This window comes from Snodgrassella sp. W8135, from assembly GCF_016101225.1.
Taxonomy (GTDB): Bacteria; Pseudomonadota; Gammaproteobacteria; order Burkholderiales; family Neisseriaceae; genus Snodgrassella; species Snodgrassella alvi.
The window spans coordinates 216,740-241,821 of the sequence record NZ_JACFQX010000001.1; the positions used below are offsets into that span (position 1 = coordinate 216,740).

Sequence of the window (25,082 nt, forward strand, 5' to 3'; positions counted from 1 at the left end):
ATTTCTGTATCTCATAAAATAGCCCTAGACACTATATCAAGTTTTTATGCTGTCATGTCAAAGATTGGTAGTGCTAAGCCTGTCAAAATATGTGTTTATGTCTTCATATGGCTACAAAACTTGAATTTATCTGTATTTTTTGCTCGTTTGTGAATTGAATTCAGTTAAGTATATGATTTATAGATGTTATAAACTATCATTCATCATTAAGATATTGTATAAATGAAAATTTATTTATAACCTGATGTATATCATAAAAATTATGATAAAAGAAAAATATGACCAATTTTTAACTTATACTCAGGAACTTATTTGGTATGGTTTTTATCAATCAATTAAGGGGAAGCTTTATGTTTTTTAAAAAATTCTGGAGAAAAAAATCAAATTCTGATATTCAATCAGTACAAGATAAACCAATCGCTCAAGATAAGATATCTCTCGCTATTCAAACATTCTGGACACAGGTAAAAGCATCTGAGCAGACATTTAATACGCTAGAGCCAATCTCTATCATGGAAAATCTCAATAATCTTTTAATAGATAATCAATTAAATGTTATTGCTGAGCTTACACGAGGAGATATAAAAAATCATAAAATAATTTTTACGGCTGAAGGCCGAATTGAGCAGTTTGAGCTGGTGATACGAATCGTTAAACAGGCACCGGATCTGAATTTTTTTGAAATAGAAGCATTTAGGACGCGGGTTGAAAATTTGGATGCATTCTCTATAACGCATCATGATCATTCTTTTTCATTGAACCCGGCTGATTTATTGATTTATCATCATGAAGAATATCGTAAAGTCTCTTTGGAAATTGCGTTTGGTAAAACTATTCCTGAAGAGATGAAGCAAATCGCCCAGTCGACTGCATTTATCTTGCTTGATCATGCATTAGGAGAATATGATTTTGCTATTAAAATCGGGTGTGTCAACTTTTTAGAAATTCCTAAAGAGGTAACCGCTGTACCTCTTAATGAATTTGTAACGGTGTTTGATCAGTTATGGCAAGATAAATTAAGGCATACAGGTATTTTTCCTTTTTCTGATAAAGAAGATAGATGGAATGTATTTGAAATCAGTGATCAAAATGATCCTGATAACAAAAGACTTGTGCAAAGAAATGAGACAGCCGATGTATTGGTAGGTGATTTCAATTATTGCTATGCTTTAACTATAACAGCCGATGTGGATAGTAAGGAAAATTTATCTCTGGTTTATGAGCTAGAAGATACTATTAATCCGGCTCTACGATTTAATAAACAGGGCATTCATTGTCAAAATACATTTTATCAGGGCGTACGAACCATGTTATGGCATGTGCAGGATAAACAATCAGCTATCGCATTGGCACAACATCTGGCATATCAGTATAGAACCCTTTCAATTAAAATTGAGTGCGAATTTGATCCGGGCTGGTCACAATATTTAAGTTGGGTAGAAAAATAAAGATATCAATAGTTTTATTTTTCTATTAGTTATCTTTGAAAAATTCTATATTTCTTCTCATTCCAATAAAAGGATAAATTAACAAATATTCTTTCTTATAACAATATAAAAAGCCTGATGGGTTGGTTGAAGCTGTTTCGCGACAAGTAGGAATTAGCGGAACAAGCTATAGTAAAAAAGAAATTAACAGTAAGGAACACAGATCGCGGTATCTCAGAGAGGGAGATAATATTGAAGAAGCATGGATTTTACTACCTGCTAATCATTTAGCATATACTGATTCTGGTACAGCCGGGGCTACTATAGATACGGTTTGTTCTTTGATAAATAATTAAATCGTATTATTTATTGTTGCAATTTATTATGTGAGTAAATAAAAAACCGGATAATAAATTAGTATTATCCGGTTCTAGAAATGATAGATTTTTATAAGATATCTTTTTTATCAGTTAACTGAGGTAGCAGTGCATCCTGACTTACTGATAATAGCCCGCTCTGAGTATATATACCTAATTTGTTGCGGGTATCGATAATATCTAGATTACGCATGGTAAGCTGGCCGATGCGGTCGGCAGGAGAAAAGGCAGCATTATCTACTTTTTCCATGCTTAACCGCTCCGGCTGATAAGTAAGATTGGATGATTCGGTATTGAGAATAGAGTAATCGTTACCGCGGCGTAATTCCAACGTAACTTCACCGGTAATGGCTTTGGCTACCCAGCGTTGCGCAGTTTCACGCAGCATAAGTGCCTGTGAATCAAACCAGCGTCCCTGATACAGCAGTCTGCCCAGACGCAGACCATTAATACGGTACTGTTCAATCGTATCCTCGTTATGGATGCCGGTAAGCAGGCGTTCATAGGCAATATGCAGTAGTGCCATTGCCGGTGCTTCATAAATACCGCGTGATTTAGCCTCAATAATACGATTTTCAATCTGGTCTGTCATGCCAAGACCATGCCGGCCGCCAATACGGTTGGCTTCCAGAATCAGCTCTACCGGATCATGGTATTCAACACCATTTAAAGCTACCGGTACACCTTCTACAAACCGCACACTTACTTCTTCAGCCGGAATGGTTACCTGTTCATCCCAGAAAGCCACGCCCATAATAGGCTGTACGATTTTCATGCTGCTATTAAGCATTTCCAGATCTTTAGCTTCATGGGTAGCACCGAGCATATTGGAGTCGGTTGAGTAGGCTTTTTCAACAGACATTTTATAGTCAAAACCCTGAGCAATCAGAAATTCAGACATTTCATGCCGTCCGCCCAGCTCATCAATAAACTGTTGATCCAGCCATGGCTTGTAGATGCGTAAAGCCGGATTGGTTAACAGCCCGTAGCGATAGAAGCGTTCAATATCATTGCCTTTATAGGTGGAACCATCACCCCATATATGTACATCATCTTCTTTCATTGCGGCTACCAGCATTGTGCCGGTAACGGCCCGTCCCAGCGGGGTAGTATTAAAATAAGGCATACCACCCGTATGTACGTGAAATGCTCCGCTTTGTATTGCAGCAATACCTTCATGCGCCAGCTGTGTGCGACAATCAATCAGACGGGCTTTTTGAGCTCCGTATTCAAGTGCTTTTTGCGGAATTGCATCATAATCATCTTCATCAGGCTGTCCCAGATTAGCTGTATAGGCATAAGGTAAAGCGCCTTTCAGTTTCATCCAGAGTAATGCTGTAGAGGTATCCAGCCCGCCGGAAAAAGCAATGCCAACTTTTTCGCCAACGGGCAGGTGTTGCAGAATAGTGCTGTGGTTACTCATATTAACTCCCTTGAGTGATGTATTTGCAAAATATGAAAATTTATTGCCATACCAGTAGTGCATGGTTGCGTTTACCGCGCCGCAAAATGGTGTAGTGCCCGAAACGTTTGTCATCGCTACTGAATACGTAATCAGCACTGTCAATTTTTTGCCCGTTAACCATGACTGCTCCCTGACTGATAAAGCCACGTGCTTCATTATTGGATTTGGCCAGTGACGCAGTAGTTAAGGCCTGCACGATATTGATGGATTCAGTAACCGGAAATGCAGGTAAGCCATCCAGAGATAATTGCTGAAAATCACTTTCGGTAAGTGCACTCTGATCTTCGGCAAACAGGCTGGCAGAAATACGCTGTGCTGCAGCCAGAGCTTCTTCACCATGAATCAGGCGGGTCATTTCCTCTGCCAGAATGCGCTGTGCCTGTGGCTTACTGCCACTGGCCTGATCGCTGGCTTCAATGGCCTCTATCTCTGCCACACTGAGGAAAGTAAAATATTTTAGGAATTTATATACATCCGCATCAGCAACTTTTAACCAGAACTGATAGAACTGGTAAGGAGAGGTTTTTTCTGCACTCAGCCAGACTGCACCACCTTCGGTTTTACCAAATTTAGTTCCGTCAGCTTTAGTCACCAGTGGCAGTGTCAAACCATAAACGGTAGCCTGATGCAGCCGGCGGGAGAGGTCAATCCCTCCGGTGATATTACCCCACTGATCCGAACCGCCGATTTGCAATACGGCACCGTGGCGGCGATACAGTTCAGCAAAATCGTAACCTTGAAGCAGAGCATAGGCAAATTCAGTAAATGAAATACCTACATCATCACGGCTTAGACGCTGTTTTACTGATTCTTTGTTCAGCATGGCATTTACAGAAAAATGTTTGCCGATATCACGCAGAAAATCCAGACAATTCATGCTGCCGAACCAGTCAAAATTATTTGCCATAATGGCGGCATTGTCACCACTGAAGCTAAGGAATGGTTGTAGCTGCGCGCGTATCTTGGCTACCCAGTCCTGCACGGTTTCTAAAGTGTTGAGCGAACGTTCCTGTGCCTTGAAGCTCGGATCACCAATCATACCGGTAGCACCTCCTACCAGCGCAATTGGTGTATGTCCGGCCAGTTGAAAGCGGCGTAAAACTAGGATAGGTAACAGGTGACCGATATGCAGACTGTCGGCTGTCGGGTCGAAACCACAGTACAGAGTAATTTTCTTTTCGTTTAATAACGTATCAAGAGCCTGAGCATCAGTGGTTTGAGCTATCAGGCCTCGTTGCTGTAAGTCGTGAACAACGCTGGTCATGGTTGGATTTTGTTCTTTCAAATTAAATAAATTGGCTAAAATTAAGTTTGTCTGGCTCAGACTGTACATAAAAACAAAATAGCAAATATCATATTTTTGCTGGTTTTGGCTGATTAGTCTGTTTTACCGCCTAATAATGATGCATTATTTTACACGATTTGTTTATTGCTGCATTTGTGGTTGTAATAAATTGATAATTCATTAGTTTGATAGTGGCCGGAAATACTTTATCAGTTTCTGTTTATCAATAGACACGGTAATATCCATTGGATAAGCAATATCAAAGCTGATATTTATTGGTTGCCGGCAGATGGTTTAGATAACTGAACTGAGAGGATTCGATATGTCAGGCTAAAAAATAAATTTATTATTAACCGGAATGCATAAACCAGCCACATTCCGGATGGGAATATAGCTGGTTTAGAGAAATTAACGGTTATACGTTAAACAGGAAATGAATTACATCGCCATCATTTACAATGTATTCCTTGCCTTCAGCACGCATTTTACCGGCTTCTTTAGCTTTGGCTTCACCTCCGCAGGCAATGAAATCTTCGTAAGCAATAACCTGAGCACGGATAAAACCACGTTCAAAATCGGTATGAATAACACCGGCAGCCTGAGGGGCTGTATCGCCTTTATGGATGGTCCATGCTCTGACTTCCTGAACGCCGGCAGTAAAATAGGTTTGCAAACCGAGTAAGTCGTAGCCGGCGCGAATCAGGCGATTCAGCCCTGGTTCTTTTAAACCCATTTCTTGCAGAAATTCGGCTTTATCAGCCTCATCCAGATCGGCAATTTCGCTTTCCATTGCTGCACATAGTGCAACAACAGGTGCATTTTCCTGTGCCGCCAGTTGTTGTAGGCGTTCCAGATGCGGGTTGTTATCAAATCCGTCTTCAGCTACGTTGGCTACGTACATTGCCGGTTTTACAGTAAGCAGACATAAAGGTTTAATCAGTGTTAGCTCATCCTGATCGAGTCCCGCTGAACGTACGGGTTTACCTTCAAGCAAATGTTGTTGTAAGCGTTCCAGAATAGCCACCAGTTTTTGTGCTTCTTTATCACCGGATTTGGCTTTCTTGTTTTCGCGTATGATGGTTTTTTCTACACTGGCCAAATCTGCAAGTGCCAGCTCAGTACCAATGACTTCAATATCCGAAATCGGATCTACCTTTCCGGAAACATGCACAATGTTATCATCATCAAAGCAGCGCACAACGTTTACGATGGCATCAGTTTCACGGATATTAGCGAGAAACTGATTACCCAGACCTTCGCCTTTACTGGCTCCGGCTACCAGCCCGGCAATATCGACAAATTCAACGATGGCCGGCTGGGTTCGTTTGGGATTAACGATTTTAGCCAGCTCTTCCATGCGATCATCCGGCACTTCAACAATACCGACATTAGGCTCAATAGTACAGAAAGGATAATTGGCAGCTTCAATACCAGACTGGGTAAGGGCGTTAAACAGGGTAGATTTGCCTACATTGGGCAAACCCACAATGCCACATTTCAAACTCATGATATTCCTTGAAAACAGGCGATATTTAAAAATGGCTGAATTGTATCATAAAGCATGCAGATACCTGTGCCAAACCAGTAAAACTCTGTGTTATTCTCCTTTAAATACGCATTTATCGCTCTTTAAACGCCAGATAAATACCATATGGATTGAAGTCATATAAAATAATTTATAAAAACAATAAAATAAAAAATTTTTCTTTTTGAGTACTTGCATAAGCAGAAAAATATCGTATAATTGCGTCTCTCTTGAAATGAGATACGGCGAATTAGCTCAGTCGGTTAGAGCAGAGGAATCATAATCCTTGTGTCCGGGGTTCGAATCCCTGATTCGCCACCAAATAAATCGCAAGCTCTGGTTGAGTTTGCGTTTTTTATTATCTATGTAATTTTATGCGTATAGCATATAATTTGATTGTCCTGACAGTTTTCTGCGCAGATATTTTCCGGATTTATTAGTCAACTGTAAAATACAGGCAGTTGTTTATTTAGCTGCCTGTCATCTTAAATATGGATTTATATTGAATTTTTCGGTTAATATTAACTATTGCAGGCTTTGGTTATCCGGATTAAATTCTTTGATCCATTTCCTGAGCAGGACTTTCATGATTATCTGTTTTGCTAATAACGCGCGCAGGTACGCCTACTACTGTCGAATATTCCGGAACATCATTAACTACGACACTGCCGGCACCTACTTTGGCGCAGGTATGTACACGAATATTGCCTAGTACAGAGGCATTGGCTCCGATCATGACGCCGTCACTGATTTTCGGATGCCTGTCACCGCTCTGTTTACCGGACCCACCCAGAGTAACACCATGTAACAGCGAAATATTATTACCCAGCACCGCTGTTTCGCCAATCACCACACCCGTACCATGGTCAATCATAATTCCATAGCCCATTGAAGCAGCAGGATGAATATCAACTCCTAATACTTCGGAAGCACGATTCTGCAAAAAATAAGCCAGAGTATGGCGATTCTGCTGCCAGAGCCAGTGGTTAATGCGATGGGTCTGTATGGCGTGAAAACCTTTGTAATACAATAATGGTAAACTATAGGTTTCACAGGCCGGATCGCGTTCATAATAGGCAACAATATCTGCCATGGCTGCATGAATAATAGAAGTATCCTGATGTAAGGCCTCCAGATAAATCTCGAATAATGCCCGCGCATCCATTACAGCACTGGACATTTTGGTAGATAGATGGAAGGCCAGCATGCGGGCAAAATTTTTATGACGTAATACGCTCAAGTGCAGAAAGCTGGCCAGTATAGGTTCATTGCTGGCTGCTATTTCAGTTTCATGACGAATGGTTTGCCACAGGTTTTCAGCCTGAGCAGCATCAGGTAAATTCATATGTTTAATTTCTCGTTTGCAGATTAAATTTATTGAATCACAATATCATATTGTTCCTGAGTGTAAGTGGTTTCTACTGCCAGAGCAATCGGCTTGCCAATAAAATCACTTAGCATTTTCAAAGAATCGGCTTCCTCATCCAAAAACAAATCTATGACGCTGGGAGAGGCCAGTATGCGCAATTGCTTAAGATCAGGACGACGTGATTCGCACACTATTTCACGCAAAATTTCATAGCACATAGTTTGTGCTGTTTTGATGCGACCGCGCCCCTGACAGACAGGGCAGGGTTCACACAGTATCTGGGTTAGATTTTCCCGGGTACGTTTGCGTGTTAGCTCTACCAGACCTAAACTGGTAAAACCGTTAAGTGTAACGCGGGTACGGTCGTAGGCCAGCGCTTGTGCCAGCTCGGTCAGAATTTCCTGCTGGTGTGTTTCGTTGGTCATATCGATAAAATCAATAATGATAATCCCTCCCAGATTGCGTAAACGCAGTTCACGTGCAATCACATGGCAGGCTTCCAGATTGGTTTTAAAGATAGTTTCTTCAAAATTGCGTGCACCGACAAAACCACCGGTATTTACATCAATGGTGGTCATAGCTTCTGTCGGCTCAATAATGATATAGCCGCCAAAATCCAGATTCACCCGTGGTTGCAAGGAGCGGTTAATTTTGGCTTCGATATTGTATTTTTCAAATAACGGACAATCATCCTGAAATAATTGCAATTTATCCAGCGCACCCTGAGAATAATTCGTGGCAAATTCGTGCATGCGTTGATAGTGGCTGGTTGAGTCCACAATAATCTGATTGATATTGTCACTGTACATATCACGCAATACACGTAAACTCAGGGGTAAATCCTGATACAGTAATGTTTCAGGCGGGCAGGTTTTTGATAGTTGCTGAATATGCTGCCATCGCTTGGTCAGATAATTGATATCAGCCTGCAATTCTGCATCAGTCGCATTTTCGGCACTGGTGCGGATAATATAGCCATGGGCAGCATCCGCCGGTAACAGATTTTCCAGCCGTTCACGTAACTGGTTGCGTTCCTCTTCGTCTTCAATACGCTGTGAGATGCCGATATGCTCATCCTGAGGCAGATATACGAGAAAACGGCCTGCCAGTGATATCTGCGTAGACAGACGTGCACCTTTAGTATTAATCGGGTCTTTGATGACCTGTACAACAATTGATTGTCCTTCATGCAGCGTGTGTTCAATACGCTGAATCTGTTCTGGTTGCTGACGCTGCTCGAGTACATCAACAATATGCAGAAAAGCGGCACGTTCCAGTCCGATATCAATAAAGGCGCTTTGCATACCGGGTAATACACGGCGCACTACACCTAGATAAATATTGCCTACCAGACCATGGCCGCAATTACGTTCAATATGAATTTCACACAACGTATTTTCTTCCATTACGGCTACTCTGGTTTCTTGCGGAGTAATATTTACCAGTACCGTTTCAGCCGGCCGCTGAATATCCTTCGGCAGCGATATGTCGCTGTTATGCATGATGGAGCTTTCAATTTAATCAAATCACTTTGTGCAGTCTCCATCTGTACAGATAAAAACTGTACAAAGTAATCTGGTCTGTTTATATAGTGCGATTGACATCATAGCGCAGGCAAGAGTTTCCTGCCAAACGCAGTTGCATACAGTTGTCTGGCAAAGTAGTCTGCAAATAAATATAAAACTTAAATTTGTAGTATTTACTGTAATAGTGGATACATTATTTTAACTGTGAGCAGCTCTTGATACATTCGGCAACTAACTGGGGACCTCGAAAAATCAGACCTGAATACAACTGAATGGCGGAGGCACCAAGACGGATTTTTTCTGCTGCATCTGTACCAGTCGTAATGCCACCTACACCGATAAGCGGAATTTGCGAATTAATGTGTGCGGATAACTGATTCAGAACGTAATTACTCTGTGTCTGTACGGGATGACCAGACAAACCGCCAGTTTCCTGAGCAAATTTATGTGTACCCAAAGGAGTTTTGTCTATAGTAGTATTGGTGGCAATAATTCCGTCTATTTGAGTATTCAATGCAACCTCTGCAATAGCTTCAATTTGCTCTTCATCCAGATCGGGAGCAATTTTGATGGCAATAGGCACATAGCGGCTTTGCTGAGTAGCCAGCTGGGCCTGACGGTTTTTCAGGTGGTTTAATAATCTGTCCAGCTCTCCGGCACTTTGCAGACTGCGTAAATCACGTGTGTTGGGTGAAGAAATATTAACAGTGACATAACTGGCATGCGGATAGGCTTTTTCCAGACAAATCAGATAATCATCCACTGCTTTTTCAATCGGTGTGGCAGCATTTTTGCCAATATTAATCCCCAATATACCGCGATACCTACTATTTGCAATATTATTGATTAAAGTATCAATACCATAATTGTTAAAGCCCATACGATTAATAATTGCCTGTTGCTTTGGTAATCTGAATAACCGCGGCTTAGGATTGCCTGCCTGAGGTAGTGGTGTCACAGTGCCTACTTCTATAAAACCAAATCCCAGCATAGCAAGTGCATCAATATATTCACCATTTTTATCCAGACCGGCAGCCAGTCCTACAGGATTGGGGAGCGTTAGTCCCATCAGTGTTGTGGTATTGTTAATATTGTTGTCAGGAAAAATACCATTAGTATTTTTCTGCATGAATGAGAAGCTTGGTTTGCATCCCAGTAAAAAACCACAATGATAACGATGTAACCATTGCAGCGATTTTAATGTCAGGTAATGGGCTTTTTCAGGATCCAGTCTGAATAGCAATGGTTTAATAATAGGATACATGATATTGATGATTGAAAAAGGAAGAAATATTATAACCAACAACACTATCAATTCGGGTGGAAAATAATCAAATTCGGTATGTGTAGGTGAATAAATTATTTAGTTGCTGCCGATAAATATTTTATGTTTTATAACAATAGCCTCTTCATCTGATGATATATAACAATATACCCGTTTATGGTTCTGTAATTTAGAGCAGAAAGCATAAACGGGCATAATAATCAGAATATCTGTTAATTAGTGTGGTTATTGACAGATATCACCATGGTTTATCAGCCATTCCCTGAATATTTTGCTGTAATGTGCTGCCTACGCTTCGACCGAAGCGCTTCCAGTTGGTTTCAGCAGTGTAATCTATCAGTTCCGGAGCTTTAATAACATCGCGGGCAACTGTGTAAATATTGCCAAAATCATCTACTAGTCCGACTGCTTTAGCTTCTTCACCGGTATAAGCACGACCGCTGAATATGTCCGGATTATCAGCAACTTTTAATCGGTCACCACGCCCCTGCTGCACCGCCTGAATGAATTGCTTATGAATACTGCTTAGCATTTGTTGCCAGATTTCTGCCTGTTCCGGGGTTTCCGGCACAAATGGATCACCCATGTCTTTATTGTTGCCGGCTATTTTTACCCGACGTTTAATTCCAAGTTTGTTGATCAGACCTGTAAAATCAAAACTGCTGCCAATAACACCGATACTGCCGACAAGGCTGGACGGATCTGCATAAATTTTATCTGCGGCACTGGCAATATAATAACATCCGGAGGCGCACATATCCTCAGTTACAACATATAAAGGTATCTTCGGATGTTTTGCTTTCAGATGTCGGATTTCTTCATAGGCAATACTGGAAATGACCGGTGAACCGCCCGGACTGTTGGCACGAATGATAATGCCTTTAACATTTTTATTCCCATAAGCTGTTTTAAGGCTTTTACGTAATAATTCTGCCTGATTATTCTCGCTGCTGATCACACCACTCAGATCAATGACCGCTGTGTGCGGGCTATTGGGTATTGAACTTCCCATCGCTGCTGTAATGATAAAAATAATAATGCACAGCCAGAGTAATCGCCAGACCCAGCGCCAGATTCGATTGCGCCGTTGTTCGCGGTATACTTCAAGTAACAGCTTCTCCAGCATATTGCGTTCCCAGCTGCTATTTTTTTCAGGATTGCCATTTGTCGACCCTGATCCATTAATTTTGATTGTCATTTGCTTTATTCTCTGCTGTTAGTCTGTGTCAGTCTATTCTGTTTCTGTCAGCTCTGTTGATTGTGTAAAGTGGTTTATATCTGAAATTAAACCAGAATCTAATTATATCTGAATTAATATTTGTCTATGTTCTTATTGTTTAAGAATTCGGGTCAAGCTTTATCTGTATGAGTGTCTAAATTATAATAGCGCAGCTATTAACCGGAGCAAGTTAAATCAGACGATAGTTAGTAAGCTGAAACAATAGAATAAAGGAAGTTGTTGTACTACATCCGGTACTGTATTTTATAGATAAATTTAAACATTGTATCGAAACTGAAGCTGAGTCTGTTGGTACTGATACCTGTATATTCGAAGGATGAAATCGATTAGTCCGTTTAATGTGCTTAGTCTGTATTCAGCATCATTCATGTTTGTCATTTTGTAATTAAAACTTGGAAAATCATGTCCAGATTCTTTTTTAACGACCGTAAACAACTGGTTAATGAGGCGATTGAGGGTTTAATTATTTCCGCACCTGAAGGTAACCTTGTCAGGCTGGATACGGACCCGGCAATTCGGGTAGTGATGCGTAATGACTGGGATAAAAGCAAAGTAGCAGTTATTTCCGGCGGTGGTTCCGGTCATGAGCCCGCACATGCCGGTTTTGTTGGCAAAGGTATGTTAACTGCAGCAGTGTGCGGAGATTTATTTGCTTCGCCCAGCGTCGATGCGGTATTTAGCGCAATTATGGCAGTAACGGGAGAACAGGGTTGTTTGTTAATCGTCAAAAATTATACCGGAGACCGGCTGAATTTCGGACTGGCGGCGGAAAAGGCTAAAAGTCATGGGATAAATGTGGAGATGGTTATTGTTGCAGATGATATTTCTCTGCCGGAAAACAGACAACCCCGCGGTATTGCCGGTACAGTACTGGTGCATAAGATAGCAGGTTATGCGGCAGAGGAAGGTAAATCCTTATCTCAGGTACGCGAGATAGCACAGCAAACCTGTGACAATCTGTATAGCTTAGGTGTAGCCATGCAAACCTGTAATTTACCGGACTATACAGAAGAAAGACGAATTAAAGCCGGACAGGTCGAACTTGGTCTGGGTATTCATGGCGAACCGGGTGCTTCAGTAGAGGATACACACAATAGCAAAATACTGATCGATACACTGGTTCAGGCATTATCAAAGTCAGCCGGGGCAGGCCGTTTTGCTGTTTTAATTAATAATCTGGGCGGTGTGTCTGCGCTAGAAATGGCCGTACTGACACGTGAGTTAGCGCATTCAGCTATTAGTAAACAGACAGATTTACTGATTGGTCCTGCATCACTGGTAACTTCCTTGGATATGAAAGGTTTTTCACTTTCCTTGCTTAAGCTGAACGATTACTTTAGTAAGGCACTTAATGCGCCCGTAGAAACACAGGGATGGCAGAAACCCGTAGTTTTACAGCCACTAAAAACCGTAGTATGTGAAACTGAATATAAACAGTCAGTTTATATTCCATCCGAAAATGCCCGGATAGCAGAATATATTACTGTCATTACTGATACTTTGATCCGGCTGGAAAATCAGCTTAATGCTCTGGATGCAAAAGTAGGTGATGGCGATACTGGAAGTACATTTGCTCATGCTGCTCATGCTATAGCCTCGCAGCTGGCACAAAAACACCTACCGTTAAATGATTTGCCTCAACTGTTGTTGTGCATTGGCGAGCGACTGTCTGTTGTTATGGGTGGTTCAAGCGGAGTATTGATGTCGATTTTTTTCACCGCAGCCGGTCAGAAATTACAGACAGGCGGTACGCTCGTAGATGCATTATTAAACGGGCTGGCACAAATGAAACATTATGGTGGTGCAGATATAGGTGACCGAACTCTGATTGACGCATTACAACCGGCGTTAGATGTATGGCAGAACCGGAATTTTTCTGCCGCCATACAGGCAGCTAGAGAGGGAGCAGAAAAAACTGCTGGGATGCATAAAGCCGGAGCAGGGCGTTCATCTTACGTTAATCAGCAAAATCTCGCCGGAGTGCCTGATCCGGGGGCAGTGGCAGTAGCTGAGGTGTTTACTGCACTGGGTAAGTTACAGATTAAGCTGTAAGATGAAAGTTAAAGTGTTTAGATATTACTCATAAATTAATTTTGATTCTGAATAATAAACGGGTAATATCTATGACATATTTTATGTTAAATTAAGCTAGTAATTTTTTGTTTTAAAATAATATTATTTTAAATAATATATTTATACTATTTTAATAGGATAGAATTAGATGAAAGCAGTAATTCCTGTAGCAGGATTAGGTACACGTATGTTACCAGCCACAAAAGCTATTCCAAAAGAAATGCTGACTGTGGCCGATAAGCCATTAATTCAATATATCGTTCAGGAATGTGCTGCTGCAGGAATTAATGAAATTGTTCTGGTTAACCATGCATTTAAAGCGGCAATTGAAAACCACTTTGATACAGCATTTGAGTTGGAAACACAGTTGCAGAACAAGGGTAAAATGACATTATTGGATGAAATCCGAAATGTATTACCTCGTGGAATGCAAATAATACAAGTCCGTCAAAGTGAAGCTAAAGGTTTGGGTCATGCAATGCTGTGTGCTCGTTCAGTTATTGGTGATGAACCATTTGCTGTTTTACTGCCAGATATGCTGATAGATGAAAAAGCCTGTAATCTGGCTACAGATAATCTGGCTGCAATGCTAAAACAGTTCCGGACTACACAGCGCAGCCAGATTATGGTTGAACGTGTACCGATGAGTGAAGTGAATAAATACGGTATTGTTAATTGTAATGGTCAGCAGGCTGACTCCGGAAACAGCATCAGGATGAGTGCCATTGTCGAAAAACCTTCAACAGAACAGGCTCCGTCTGATCTGGCTGTGGTTGGCCGTTATGTACTTTCAGCCGGTATCTGGTCTAAGCTGGAAAAAACACTGCCCGGTGCAGGAGGCGAGATTCAGCTTACTGATGCCATCGCCGCCCTGATGCAGCAGGAAGCTGTAGATGCTTTTGTGATTCAGGGTTATTCACATGATTGCGGTAACAAACTTGGCTATATGAAAACTTTCATTGAATATAGTCTGCGTCACAATCAATGTGGTACCGCACTCAGACAATGGCTGCAGCAGCAAGCATTTTGATACAGGCAGATACAGATAGATATAAACATCGTTTACATTTTGCCAGGTGTTTTTGGCAAATGATTCAGGAATAGTTGCAGATCATCCGGTAAAGGAGCGGTAAGCTGTAAAATATCGCCACTAACCGGATGAGCCAGCGTTAATTCAGCAGCATGTAAAAACATTCTTTTCAGCCCGGCTTTTTGCAGGCGCTTATTTATCTGATAATCACCATAACGCTCATCTCCGGCAATAGGGCATAACTGTGATTGCATATGAACACGTATCTGGTGGGTGCGGCCAGTTTTAAGTGTTGCTTCCATAAGTGTTAATGCTCTGATGCCCATATGGTGTAATTGCTCGCCTGCATAACGTTGCAGTATCCGGAACTGCGTATGTGCCCGTTGTCCTTCCTGGGTATTGCCGGCGATACGTACCATTTTTTCCCCTTGTGCGCCGGTATATTTCAGCAGCGGAAGTTTAACTTGCCGTATATTTTCCGGCCAGTTGCCAATGGCCAGGGCTAGGTACACTTTATGCGGATGATTCTGGCGGATTGATTCATGCAGTTTGACCAAAGCACTGCGTTTTTTGGCTATCATCAGCAAACCGCTGGTATCCTTATCCAGCCGGTGAACCAGCTCCAGATAACGGGATTCAGGGCGGGCGCGGCGCAGCTGCTCAATGACGCCAAAGCTAATACCACTGCCGCCATGTACAGCAATACCGGCTGGTTTGTTAATCACAAGTAATACATCATCTTCATACACAACCGTAAATTCCTGAGCCGGAATAGCCAGAGTTGTTGCGGATGCGTGTCTGGCTGCAATGCGAATAGGAGGTAAACGGATCTCATCATTGACCTGAATCCGGTCTGTTCCTTTACAGCGTTTTTTGTTCAGCCGGACTTCTCCGCTACGAATAATGCGCTGAATATGACTTTTCGGTACTCCTTTTAATTCCCGTATTAAATAATTATCCAGTCTCTGACCGACACTTTCTGCACAGACAGATAAAAACTGCACTGAATCTTTGCTTAAAACCGTCATATTGCTTATAATCCGTAAGCTTTTATAAATAAATAAAAGTCATCAGTGGTCATGGCCAAATATCGTGTTGGCAGACTGAACTGAACTAAAAATGGCCGCATTTTGCCCGAAGCTGAAAAAGTGCCTGAAAGCGCAATTTGGCTGTAAATAATGAAATGTTAACGTATTTACCGGAAAAACGCACTGTTGCAGGCGTATTTCCCCGTGTTGCTGACCAGCCGTCAGCAGCAAGGGTTAGTGATTAAGTTTGACTCCATCAGGTGGCAAGCCACGGCTTCAGACGTGATCAGGCAGGACAAAACCTGAAAACGCAGCCGCTAATGTGCCCGAGCACCTGACAGAATAACAGAAGAATGGCTACCCCAGTTAAGTGTCCAATCCATACTGATCGGATACCGGACACACCCTGTTTAGCAGGAATTATGATGCTGAATGGCGGATATGATCTTTACACCTTCTTTATGATGAAAGCCTGTTTAGTTTGCCGCGAATGACTTAATCGGGCAAGGCTATGGGTGTCAAATACTAATTACAACGCCTCGTCAGTGCACACAACGAGGTTTTCATGAAACGAATGTTATTCAATGCTACACAGGCTGAAGAGCTGCGTGTGGCTATTGTGGATGGACAAAGTCTGCTTGACCTTGACATCGAAACGCTGGGGAAAGAACAGCGTAAAGGCAATATCTATAAAGGTGTCATCACCCGTATCGAACCTTCTCTGGAAGCATGTTTTGTAGACTATGGCACAGACCGTCATGGTTTCTTACCATTTAAAGAAATCTCACGCAGCTATTTTCAGAATTATGAAGGTGGCCGTGTCCGGATTCAGGATGTACTTTCAGAAGGTATAGAAGTCATTGTACAGGTGGAAAAAGATGAGCGCGGTAATAAAGGCGCAGCTCTGACCACTTTTATCAGTCTGGCCGGACGCTATCTGGTACTGATGCCGAACAATCCGCGTGGCGGCGGTGTTTCCCGTCGTATTGAAGGAGAAGACCGGCAGGAGCTCAAGCAGGCAATGAGTGAGCTTGATACACCGCGCGGAATGAGCCTGATTGCACGTACAGCCGGTATTGGTCGCAGTACCGAAGAATTACAGTGGGATCTTAATTATCTGATTCAATTGTGGCGGGCAATTGAGCAGGCGGCGCAGCAGCATAGTGAGCCTTACCTGTTGTTTATGGAAAGTTCCTTACTTATTCGTGCCATTCGCGATTATTTCCAGCCGGATATCGGGGAAATCCTGATTGACTCTCAGGAAGTATATGATCAGATTCGTGAGTTTATGTCTTATGTGATGCCCGCCTATATTAACCGGTTGCGGCATTATACCGATCATATTCCGCTGTTTTCCCGTTTTCAGATAGAGCAGCAGATTGAGTCTGCGTTTTCGCGTGAAGTTGCTTTGCCATCCGGTGGTGCTATAGTTATCGACCACACCGAAGCATTGGTATCCATAGATGTTAACTCTGCCAGAGCAACCCGTGGTGCGGATATTGAAGATACCGCTTTCAAAACCAATATGGAGGCTGCTGAAGAGGTTGCACGGCAGATGCGTGTGCGTGACCTGGGCGGACTGGTGGTTATTGACTTCATTGATATGGAGAACAGTAAAAATCAGCGTGATGTAGAAATTACCCTGCGTGAAGCGCTGAAAAAAGACCGTGCCCGGGTACAAATGGCTAAATTGTCCCGCTTTGGTTTAATGGAATTATCCAGACAGCGCCTGAAACCATCATTGGGAGAAAGCAGTCATACCATTTGTCCGCGCTGTGCCGGCACTGGTTTTATCCGCAGTATTGAATCAACTGCATTACACATCCTGCGCATCATTCAGGAAGAGTCAATGAAAGATAACACCGCTGAAGTACGGGTACAGGTACCGGTGGATGTGGCTACTTTTCTGCTGAATGAAAAACGTGCTGAACTGTTCGGTCTGGAAGAACGTCTGGATGTATGTGTATTGCTGATTCCGAATATTCATCTGGAAAATCCGCATTACAGCGTGACCCGTGTACGTACCGATAATGTGGAAGAAAATACCGTTCCCAGCTACCATCAGGTACAGGAACCGGAAAATATTGGTGAACTGCCTTTTTCTATTGGTCAGAATAAACCAATTAAGCCAGAGGCTGCTGTTAAAGGAATTCATCATACTCAGCCTGCTCCGGTTATTGAGAAAACTGCTACAGGTAAAACTGAATCAGCAGGTATGTGGAAAAAACTGACTGGCTGGCTGGGTAATCTGCTGGGTGGAAAACCGGTTGAATCTGCCACGGTAGATCGTGCGGTGGCAGAAAAAACCTTCAAAACCACGCATCAGAAAAAAAATCAGAAATCCCAAACACAAGAACGCCGTCAGGCACGTGCCGGCCGGTTGGCTAAAAATACTGATTCAGCCGCCAAAGGTAATAGTACCAATAACAATAAAGTATCAACTGATCCGGAAATAGCTAATCGGTCAGCCAGTGAGAATCGTAACCGGCGTGAAGAAAAGCGTGCTGACAGATATGCAACGGCACAGGCAGATACAGTAGCTGATTCAGTTCAGGAACAAAATACTTTTAAACAGGAGCAGAATACCTCGCGCAGACGTCGTCAGCGGACATCAGGCAAAAATGAAATGCCTGTGCAACATGCTAATATAATTAATCCGGTTGACGAAACTCAGGCCGGAGATCCTCTGATTATTACTCTGACAGATACCGGATCGAAAAATGAACGGCATAAAGCACGGCATGATAAAAATAGCCGTCGACAGAATGGTAAGAAAAAACGCAATTACATTGTTTCTGCCAGAAAAATAAGTCGAAATATTGATATTGCCGCTATTACTGCACAAATACAGTTAACTACTGAGCATGTACTCAATCCTGAAAAAGATATTAATCGTATTAGTATTTATTCAACGCAACCGAATACGTTGAGTGAAACTCATGATGTAATCGTGCAAAATGCAGTCGCACAGGCAAAGCTGGCTATTACACATGTGCTGGCGCAGTTAGAAACTGAACAGCAATTATCTGCCGTTGATAAAGCAGATATTGTTGGTACTGAAACTATTATTCAGACTCAAGAGGCGATTACAACTGAGCCTGAAATAATGATTACCAGCACAGATGCAGATAACAGTTTGTGCCGTATTGCTGAACAAGGCGGGCTGATACTGGTTGAGACCAGTGCGGATAAGATAGTTTTAACCGGTAAAGATGCAGAGTCGGTTCCGGAGCAGCCTAAACTGCGGCGTAAAGATATTATGCTTAGCAAGGCAGATGCTGCTGTGACACCGGCGGCCTTGGAGCAGGTTGAAACCAGAGCATAGACAGATGTGCGCGCTTTTGGTAGCTAAATGATTAGTATTTCGTTTGTATGAATACCATCAGCGCTTCTGAGAAAATATCATGCTGAATTAAGAATGATATTTATAAATTACTTATTAATTTATATAATACTGGTAACCAATTAAGCAGTTATTGGAACGTATTTTGCACAGGTGACAATAAGTTACCTCTGATACAATAGCTGCTCAGACTGATTATTTAATTCAGTTATTGTGTTGAAAAAGTGCAACACTTTTAAAAACTGAAAATATTTTATTTTAATGGATTATTTTATATATAATTCATTGAATATAATTGAAAATATTGTTATTTACCTATTATTTGCCGCAGCAGGATTGGTCAAAAGTGTTGTGTGTTTGCAAATGAATTTGTTTTTTTGCAACTAAAGCATTATATTGACAGCCATGAAATCGCTAATGCGGCGATTAATGCAAAACTTTAAAAGCTCTTCATTAGGTTTTTGAAGTTTGTTTTTTCGACATAGAAAAGGAATACAGCAATGAAAAAAACCCTGATTGCTTTGGCTTTGACCACTTTGCCGGTTGCCGCTATGGCTGAGGTTGTTTTGTATGGCCAAATGAAAGCAGGCTATGAAGTTTCTTCTACTAAAACCAGTGGTGAAACCCGCGGTCCTTACCAGAATGGTATTGGTGACTACGGTTCACGTATCGGTTTCAAAGGTTCTGAAGACCTGGGTAACGGTCTGAAAGCTATTTGGCAGGTTGAATCCCGCATTCATTTGGGTAATAGCAATGGCGGATCTGATGGTTGGGCTAACCGTGACTCTTTCTTAGGTCTGGCAACTAAATACGGTACTGTTCGCGCCGGTCGTATCAGCAACCAGATCAATGCTAATATGGACATTGTTGATGCATGGGAATACAACAATGAAGCATTGGGTCTGGGTAAATTCACCCGTACTGATGCCCGTTATGTAGGTATTGCATACGATTCTCCGGAATGGGCTGGCTTCAGCTTCAACTTATTGTACTCTCCGCGTGATAATGTAAACGGTGGTGATCGTCCTGCTGAGTACGAAGCTGGTATCGGTACTGGTGAGAAATACAGCCTTGGTTTGAACTACCAAAACTCTGGCTGGTATGCTAAATACGGTTTTGACTACCTGAAAAATTCTGCTGTTAAAGTAGATGATGATCTGACAACAGATCTGAAAGATGGTCAGGTACACCGTGTTGAAGGTGGTTATGATGCCAATAATTGGTTTGTAGGTGTTGGATATCAGTACACTAAAAACACTACTTCATACTACAGAGGTTTAAAAGAAGCAAGTGTTGGTAGCATTGGTGACCACAATTTAACTTGGGACAACCAGGGACAGGAAGCAGCTCTGACTGTTGGTTATCACTTTGGTAATATTTTCCCGAAAATTTCCTATGCTCATGGCTGGAATGTAAAAATTAACGGTGACAAACAGAAAAACACCAAATACGATCAGGTTGTGTTAGGTGCTGATTATGACTTCTCTAAACGTACTACTGCTAACGTACAGGCAGGCTGGTTGCGTGAAGGTAACGGCGAAGATCTTGGTAAAGACAAAACTACCGCTGTCGGTGTTGGTCTGAAACACACATTCTAATTAGTATTTAACTCTTACTGATTAGTATTTGAGTCTAATCCCTGATTGAAGAATAGTTTAGTTTGTTCTTCAGTCAGGGATTAATTTTTTAACAATATAAATAAAATGCTATCCCAAATTATTTAACAGCTGGTTCTTCTACATTTCATTCTCGGTATTCCTTTCAGAATTTCAATACGAATACATCGAAACCTAATGATTAATGTTATATCCGAATAAATCATTTCTAGACAAATATGTATGGAAATACTCTGATAAATTATTGATACAGAAACAACTAAATAGAAATTATTATTTTTATAAAAAATATAAATATTGATATTACTGAATTATTACATAGTAATGAGCATATACCGGTATAAATTATCATTTGAATTCAAGAATTATTTGTAAAGAAGTTCAGAAATTAATAAGAATTCAAAAAAACAAACCATTTAAGAATATTGATATTTATCTTAATAGTACTGGTTTAACTGAATACCATAAAAAAATGGTTTATAAGTATTGTGGTTCCGGTCAAGGATATTTATAAATTAATTCTCCGGTTGTTGTAAATGACTTTTCTGTACAATTCTTTTCTGAAATATAAAAAATGTATTTTTAATATTTATTAAAGTCAATTAGTGTTTTTTTTAGTTACTATTATTATAGTATCTAAGAATATTATCAGCATTTAAATACATTTCTAATATTTATTTTACCTATTCTTTAATGAGGAAAATTACCTGAATCAATAATTAGAATCAGTGGTTTGCTTTTTTATTACCCGACCAGTATATTCCGCACACTCGTCGTAATGGCGATTGATGTAAAACTTCAAAAGCTCTTCATTTGGTTTTTGAGGTTTGTATTTTTGACGTTGAGACTAGGAATACAGTAATGAAAAAAAACCTGATTGCTTTGGCTTTGACCACTTTGCCGGTTGTTGCTATGGCAGATGTTGTTTTATACGGCCAAATGAAAGCAGGCTATGAAGTATCTTCTACTAAAACCAGTGGTGACAGCCGTGGTCCGTACCAGAATGGTATAGCTGATTATGGTTCACGCATCGGTTTCAAGGGTTCTGAAGATTTAGGTAATGGTCTGAAAGCTATCTGGCAGGTTGAGTCTGCTATCCATCTGGGTAACAGTAATGGTAAAGCTGATGGCTGGGCTAATCGTGATTCTTTCATTGGTTTTCAGTCTGAATTCGGTACTGTTCGTGCTGGTCGCATTAGTAATCAGATGAAGGCTAATATGGATACAGTAGATCCATGGGAATACAACAATGAAGTGCTGGGTTTAGGTAAATTTACCCGTACCGGTCAGCGTTATGTAGGTATTGCTTACGATTCTCCGGAATGGGCTGGTTTCAAATTTAATGCATTATACTCTCCTCGTGATAATGTAAATGGTGGGGATCGGAACAGTGAGTATGATTATGGTATGGGTGCCGGCGATAAATACAGTATCGGTCTGAATTATCGCAATGCCGGATATTTTGCAAAATATGGCTTCGATTATCTGAAAAATTCAGCAGCTATAATGACTGAATCCGGTAACACTAAATTAAAAGACGGTCAGGTACATCGCGTTGAAGGCGGCTATGATGCTAATAATCTGTTTGTAGGTGTAGGTTACCAATATACCAAAAATACCAGTTCTTATTTCAATGGTTTAAAAGGTGCTTCTATTCCTGTGGGCGTAAATGAGCAGGGTAACTTAATCACCATGAATGTTGGTGATCATAATGTAACCTGGGATAATCAGGGACAGGAAGCGGCTCTGACTGTTGGTTACCACTTTGGTAATATTTTTCCGAAATTCACTTATGCCCATGGCTGGGACATTAAGTTGGATGGCGATAAAATGAAAAATACCAAATACGATCAGATCGTATTAGGTGCTGATTATGATTTCTCTAAACATACTACTGCTAATGTACAGGCTGGCTGGTTGCGTGAGGGTAACGGCTACAATGAACTGAACGAAAGCAGAGGTAAAAATAAAACTACTGCATTTGGTGTTGGTCTGAAACATACTTTCTAATCAGGCTTTGTTAGCTGATTTTAGAATAAACCCCGCAGCAGCGGGGTTTATTTTTTATATCCGGTAAATCCAACCAGTTAATTAGTGAAATAAAATACATCTGTATTTTGTATCTGCAATTAGATTTGCATAATTATTTAATTACTGATTTTGCTTAAAAGCTGTTTTGGTTTCAGTTTTATTTATTACGATGCCGTTTGATATACCAGTATATCAGCCAAGCAAATACAGCTACTATCAGAATAACAACAAAGAGCAGTTTCGTATATTGTTGAAACTCTGCAAACAGCCATTGAGCTGATTGTCCGAACAGATAACCAAAACTAACGATAATGGTTGCCCAGAGTAAAGCGCCCAATGCATTAAATAACAGAAACCGATGGAATGTTACTTTACTCATACCGATGGCAATCGGGCCGGCAATACGCAAACCATACATAAAGCGTACCCCGATAATAATGATAGAGCTGTGCTTACACAGCAAACGATCGGTTTTGGCTACCATCGGATCCAGTTTAGGGAAATGCTGCAATAGGTGTTTACCGTAATAACGGCCGAGCAAAAAACATATCTGGTCACCCAGCATCCCGCCGGCTGCCGCACACAGGATTGAAGGCACAAATAATAAATAGCCTTTGTGTACGAAAAAGCCGGCCAGGGTCAGTATGGTTTCACCTTCAAGAATGCTGCCGATAAATATGGCCAGATAGCCATAGTGATTCAGTAATTGCTCAACATTCATCTGTTTAATCGGGTTAGAAAGAAATCATTTGTTTAACATAAGGTTGTTTGAACCGTTCTGGCAATCTGTTTTGCCAGAACCAGACAAAATTTACACGCCATATTGCCGACGGTAATCAGCTACCGGCTGGCGATAATCAGCCAGAGTTGAATCATTTTCTAATAACAGCAGTAAATCTTCCAATGTGGCAATGGCCGTTACCGGTATTTGATACTGTTGTTCGACTTCCTGAACGGCGGATTGATTTCCCTGACCTTTTTCCATGCGGTCAAGTGCAATGGCTACACCTGCAGTAACCGCGCCTTCACGCTGGATGATGGCAACCGATTCACGTACGGAAGTACCGGCTGAAATAACATCGTCTATAATCAGTACACGACCTTTAAGCGGTGCACCAACCAGTACGCCACCTTCGCCATGGTCTTTTGCTTCTTTACGGTTATAGGCATATGGTACATTACGCCCTTCTTTCGCCAGCATCATGGCTGTTGCTGCGGCCAGAATAATGCCTTTATAGGCCGGTCCGAACAGCATATCAAATTCAATACCGCTGGCAAGAATCGAGCGTGCATAAAAACGTGCCAGTTGCAGAATACTATAGCCATCGTTAAACAGTCCGGCATTGAAAAAATAAGGTGATTGTCTGCCGGCTTTGGTTGTGAACTGGCCAAATTTTAAAACATGCTGTTGCAGAGCGAAGTGCAGAAAATCCTGACGGAAATCAGACATAATGATCCTTAATGGTAAAATGGCAGATTAAAAATTTTAAGATGTAAATTTTATCATTAATCGAAAGGACATGCGGATGCGCATTATTTCAGCCAATGTAAACGGAATACGTTCAGCTACCAGTAAGGGTTTTATTGATTATCTGGCGCAGGCACAGGCTGATATTGTATGTGTTCAGGAATTAAAAGCCCAGGAAGCGGATATGACTGAGCAGATGAAGCATCCGCTGGGTATGTATGGTGCGTGGCATACCGCAGTGAAACGCGGCTATAGTGGTGTGGCAATTTACAGTAAACAGCAGCCTGATGATGTGCAAATCGGCTTAGGATGGGAAGATTTTGATCATGAAGGCCGCTATGTACGTGCTGATTTTGGCAAGCTCAGTGTTATCTCTGTGTATTTGCCGTCTGGAAGCAGTTCGGAAGGGCGACAGCAGGCTAAATTCTGTTTTCTGGATAAATTTTTACCGGTTCTGCGCGAATTACAAGCCTTACAGCGCGATATCGTAATCTGTGGCGACTGGAATATAGCGCACCAGAATATTGATTTAAAAAACTGGCGCGGCAATCTGAAAAATTCCGGTTTTTTGCCGGAAGAGCGTGAATGGCTGAGCCAGATTATCAATGAGCTTGGCTGGGTAGATATCTGGCGTACGCTGTATCCTGAGATTCCCGGTTATACCTGGTGGAGCAATCGCGGGCAGGCTTATGCCAAAGATGTAGGCTGGCGTATTGATTATCAGATGGCTACGCCAGCACTGGCTGCCTGTGCACAAACTGCTACGATCTATAAAGAAGAAAAATTTTCTGATCATGCGCCTTTGATTGTTGATTATGACTATCAAATAAAGTGCTCGAAGTAATGCAATTGGTTTTCGGCTGTCATATATAACAATCTGATCAGCAAGTAGCTTGCGTAACCAGTAATATATTTAATCCGGCTACCAGTGAATAGGCAGAAGCGGGTAGGGCTGCATGCTCTATCCGCTTATGATAAATTCTATTTCCCATCA

At 41.5% G+C, this 25,082-nt stretch carries 17 protein-coding genes and 1 tRNA gene; 8 read left to right on the forward strand and 10 right to left on the reverse strand.

Going from position 1 to position 25,082, the window contains the following annotated elements; all coding sequences use genetic code 11:
* Positions 1-317: 317 nt before the first annotated feature.
* Positions 318-1,448 (forward strand): hypothetical protein, encoded by a 1,131-nt coding sequence (locus tag H3T75_RS00960; RefSeq protein WP_198210775.1) that lies wholly within the window; start codon positions 318-320, stop codon positions 1,446-1,448.
* A 426-nt stretch (positions 1,449-1,874) separates the two neighbouring features.
* Here the strand turns inward: H3T75_RS00960 and argG are convergent, their stop codons facing one another.
* The 3 genes from argG to ychF all read right to left on the reverse strand — a co-directional run bounded on the left by argG (position 1,875) and on the right by ychF (position 6,061).
* Positions 1,875-3,227 (reverse strand): argininosuccinate synthase, encoded by a 1,353-nt coding sequence (gene argG, locus H3T75_RS00965; protein WP_198210776.1) that lies wholly within the window; start codon positions 3,225-3,227, stop codon positions 1,875-1,877.
* Between the two features lie 40 nt (positions 3,228-3,267).
* Entirely contained in the window at positions 3,268-4,533 is a 1,266-nt protein-coding gene (gene tyrS / locus H3T75_RS00970; protein WP_037393053.1) for a tyrosine--tRNA ligase, read from the reverse strand.
* A gap of 436 nt (positions 4,534-4,969) precedes the next feature.
* A complete protein-coding gene (gene ychF / locus H3T75_RS00975; RefSeq protein ID WP_084551757.1) occupies positions 4,970-6,061 on the reverse strand; it encodes a redox-regulated ATPase YchF in 1,092 nt (363 codons plus the stop codon).
* A gap of 262 nt (positions 6,062-6,323) precedes the next feature.
* On the opposite strand from ychF, the gene H3T75_RS00980 reads away from it, so the two are divergent.
* Positions 6,324-6,400 (forward strand) — tRNA-Met (locus H3T75_RS00980).
* Positions 6,401-6,629: 229 nt separating this feature from the next.
* Here the strand turns inward: H3T75_RS00980 and cysE are convergent.
* From cysE to sppA, 4 genes are all read right to left on the reverse strand, one after another.
* Complete coding sequence (gene cysE, locus H3T75_RS00985; RefSeq protein WP_198210777.1) at positions 6,630-7,424, reverse strand: serine O-acetyltransferase; 795 nt, start codon at positions 7,422-7,424, stop codon at positions 6,630-6,632.
* Between the two features lie 29 nt (positions 7,425-7,453).
* Positions 7,454-8,950, reverse strand: coding sequence for a ribonuclease G (rng, locus tag H3T75_RS00990; protein WP_198210778.1), 1,497 nt, complete (start codon positions 8,948-8,950; stop codon positions 7,454-7,456).
* 217 nt (positions 8,951-9,167) lie between these two features.
* Positions 9,168-10,238 carry a quinone-dependent dihydroorotate dehydrogenase gene (locus H3T75_RS00995; RefSeq protein WP_198210779.1) on the reverse strand — a complete coding sequence of 357 codons (1,071 nt, stop codon included), beginning with the start codon at positions 10,236-10,238 and terminating at the stop codon, positions 9,168-9,170.
* Positions 10,239-10,497: 259 nt separating this feature from the next.
* On the reverse strand, positions 10,498-11,457 hold the full coding sequence (gene sppA, locus H3T75_RS01000) for a signal peptide peptidase SppA (RefSeq protein WP_198210780.1): 960 nt from the start codon (positions 11,455-11,457) through the stop codon (positions 10,498-10,500).
* Positions 11,458-11,901: 444 nt separating this feature from the next.
* Here sppA and H3T75_RS01005 point away from each other — a divergent pair, with 444 nt between their 5' ends.
* Together H3T75_RS01005 and galU are read left to right on the forward strand one after the other, a co-directional pair.
* The gene (locus H3T75_RS01005) at positions 11,902-13,551 is read left to right on the forward strand and encodes a dihydroxyacetone kinase subunit DhaK (RefSeq protein ID WP_084565333.1); all 1,650 of its coding nucleotides are present in this window, start codon (positions 11,902-11,904) and stop codon (positions 13,549-13,551) included.
* Between the two features lie 169 nt (positions 13,552-13,720).
* On the forward strand, positions 13,721-14,602 hold the full coding sequence (gene galU / locus H3T75_RS01010) for a UTP--glucose-1-phosphate uridylyltransferase GalU (RefSeq protein WP_198210781.1): 882 nt from the start codon (positions 13,721-13,723) through the stop codon (positions 14,600-14,602).
* 32 nt (positions 14,603-14,634) lie between these two features.
* On the opposite strand, the gene H3T75_RS01015 is transcribed toward galU, so the two are convergent.
* Positions 14,635-15,630: an RluA family pseudouridine synthase gene (locus H3T75_RS01015; RefSeq protein WP_198210782.1), complete on the reverse strand. Its 996-nt coding sequence runs from the start codon at positions 15,628-15,630 to the stop codon at positions 14,635-14,637.
* A gap of 565 nt (positions 15,631-16,195) precedes the next feature.
* Here H3T75_RS01015 and H3T75_RS01020 point away from each other — a divergent pair.
* The 3 genes from H3T75_RS01020 to H3T75_RS01030 all read left to right on the forward strand — a co-directional run bounded on the left by H3T75_RS01020 (position 16,196) and on the right by H3T75_RS01030 (position 22,599).
* A complete protein-coding gene (locus H3T75_RS01020) occupies positions 16,196-18,955 on the forward strand; it encodes an Rne/Rng family ribonuclease (RefSeq protein WP_198210783.1) in 2,760 nt (919 codons plus the stop codon).
* A gap of 518 nt (positions 18,956-19,473) precedes the next feature.
* Entirely contained in the window at positions 19,474-20,571 is a 1,098-nt protein-coding gene (locus tag H3T75_RS01025) for a porin (RefSeq protein WP_078475351.1), read from the forward strand.
* A gap of 879 nt (positions 20,572-21,450) precedes the next feature.
* A complete protein-coding gene (locus tag H3T75_RS01030) occupies positions 21,451-22,599 on the forward strand; it encodes a porin (protein ID WP_084565337.1) in 1,149 nt (382 codons plus the stop codon).
* Between the two features lie 178 nt (positions 22,600-22,777).
* Here the strand turns inward: H3T75_RS01030 and H3T75_RS01035 are convergent, their stop codons facing one another.
* Together H3T75_RS01035 and pyrE are read right to left on the reverse strand one after the other, a co-directional pair.
* Positions 22,778-23,341, reverse strand: coding sequence for a DedA family protein (locus H3T75_RS01035; RefSeq protein WP_198210784.1), 564 nt, complete (start codon positions 23,339-23,341; stop codon positions 22,778-22,780).
* A 90-nt stretch (positions 23,342-23,431) separates the two neighbouring features.
* The gene (gene pyrE / locus H3T75_RS01040) at positions 23,432-24,070 is read right to left on the reverse strand and encodes an orotate phosphoribosyltransferase (RefSeq protein WP_198210785.1); all 639 of its coding nucleotides are present in this window, start codon (positions 24,068-24,070) and stop codon (positions 23,432-23,434) included.
* 76 nt (positions 24,071-24,146) lie between these two features.
* Here pyrE and H3T75_RS01045 point away from each other — a divergent pair, with 76 nt between their 5' ends.
* The gene (locus tag H3T75_RS01045; RefSeq protein WP_198210786.1) at positions 24,147-24,932 is read left to right on the forward strand and encodes an exodeoxyribonuclease III; all 786 of its coding nucleotides are present in this window, start codon (positions 24,147-24,149) and stop codon (positions 24,930-24,932) included.
* Positions 24,933-25,082 lie beyond the last annotated feature (150 nt).

Excerpts from the sequence above, each read along its gene's own strand:
- H3T75_RS01025 (WP_078475351.1), top strand. The coding sequence starts at position 19,474 with ATGAAAAAAACCCTGATTGCTTTGGCTTTGACCACTTTGCCGGTTGCC.
- rng (WP_198210778.1), bottom strand. The coding sequence starts at position 8,950 with ATGCATAACAGCGACATATCGCTGCCGAAGGATATTCAGCGGCCGGCT.
- H3T75_RS01005 (WP_084565333.1), top strand. The coding sequence starts at position 11,902 with ATGTCCAGATTCTTTTTTAACGACCGTAAACAACTGGTTAATGAGGCG.
- H3T75_RS01030 (WP_084565337.1), top strand. The coding sequence starts at position 21,451 with ATGAAAAAAAACCTGATTGCTTTGGCTTTGACCACTTTGCCGGTTGTT.
- sppA (WP_198210780.1), bottom strand. The coding sequence starts at position 11,457 with ATGACAATCAAAATTAATGGATCAGGGTCGACAAATGGCAATCCTGAA.
- galU (WP_198210781.1), top strand. The coding sequence starts at position 13,721 with ATGAAAGCAGTAATTCCTGTAGCAGGATTAGGTACACGTATGTTACCA.
- H3T75_RS00995 (WP_198210779.1), bottom strand. The coding sequence starts at position 10,238 with ATGTATCCTATTATTAAACCATTGCTATTCAGACTGGATCCTGAAAAA.
- H3T75_RS01045 (WP_198210786.1), top strand. The coding sequence starts at position 24,147 with ATGCGCATTATTTCAGCCAATGTAAACGGAATACGTTCAGCTACCAGT.
- H3T75_RS00960 (WP_198210775.1), top strand. The coding sequence starts at position 318 with ATGGTTTTTATCAATCAATTAAGGGGAAGCTTTATGTTTTTTAAAAAA.
- argG (WP_198210776.1), bottom strand. The coding sequence starts at position 3,227 with ATGAGTAACCACAGCACTATTCTGCAACACCTGCCCGTTGGCGAAAAA.
- H3T75_RS01015 (WP_198210782.1), bottom strand. The coding sequence starts at position 15,630 with ATGACGGTTTTAAGCAAAGATTCAGTGCAGTTTTTATCTGTCTGTGCA.
- H3T75_RS01035 (WP_198210784.1), bottom strand. The coding sequence starts at position 23,341 with ATGAATGTTGAGCAATTACTGAATCACTATGGCTATCTGGCCATATTT.
- tyrS (WP_037393053.1), bottom strand. The coding sequence starts at position 4,533 with ATGACCAGCGTTGTTCACGACTTACAGCAACGAGGCCTGATAGCTCAA.
- pyrE (WP_198210785.1), bottom strand. The coding sequence starts at position 24,070 with ATGTCTGATTTCCGTCAGGATTTTCTGCACTTCGCTCTGCAACAGCAT.
- H3T75_RS01020 (WP_198210783.1), top strand. The coding sequence starts at position 16,196 with ATGAAACGAATGTTATTCAATGCTACACAGGCTGAAGAGCTGCGTGTG.
- cysE (WP_198210777.1), bottom strand. The coding sequence starts at position 7,424 with ATGAATTTACCTGATGCTGCTCAGGCTGAAAACCTGTGGCAAACCATT.
- ychF (WP_084551757.1), bottom strand. The coding sequence starts at position 6,061 with ATGAGTTTGAAATGTGGCATTGTGGGTTTGCCCAATGTAGGCAAATCT.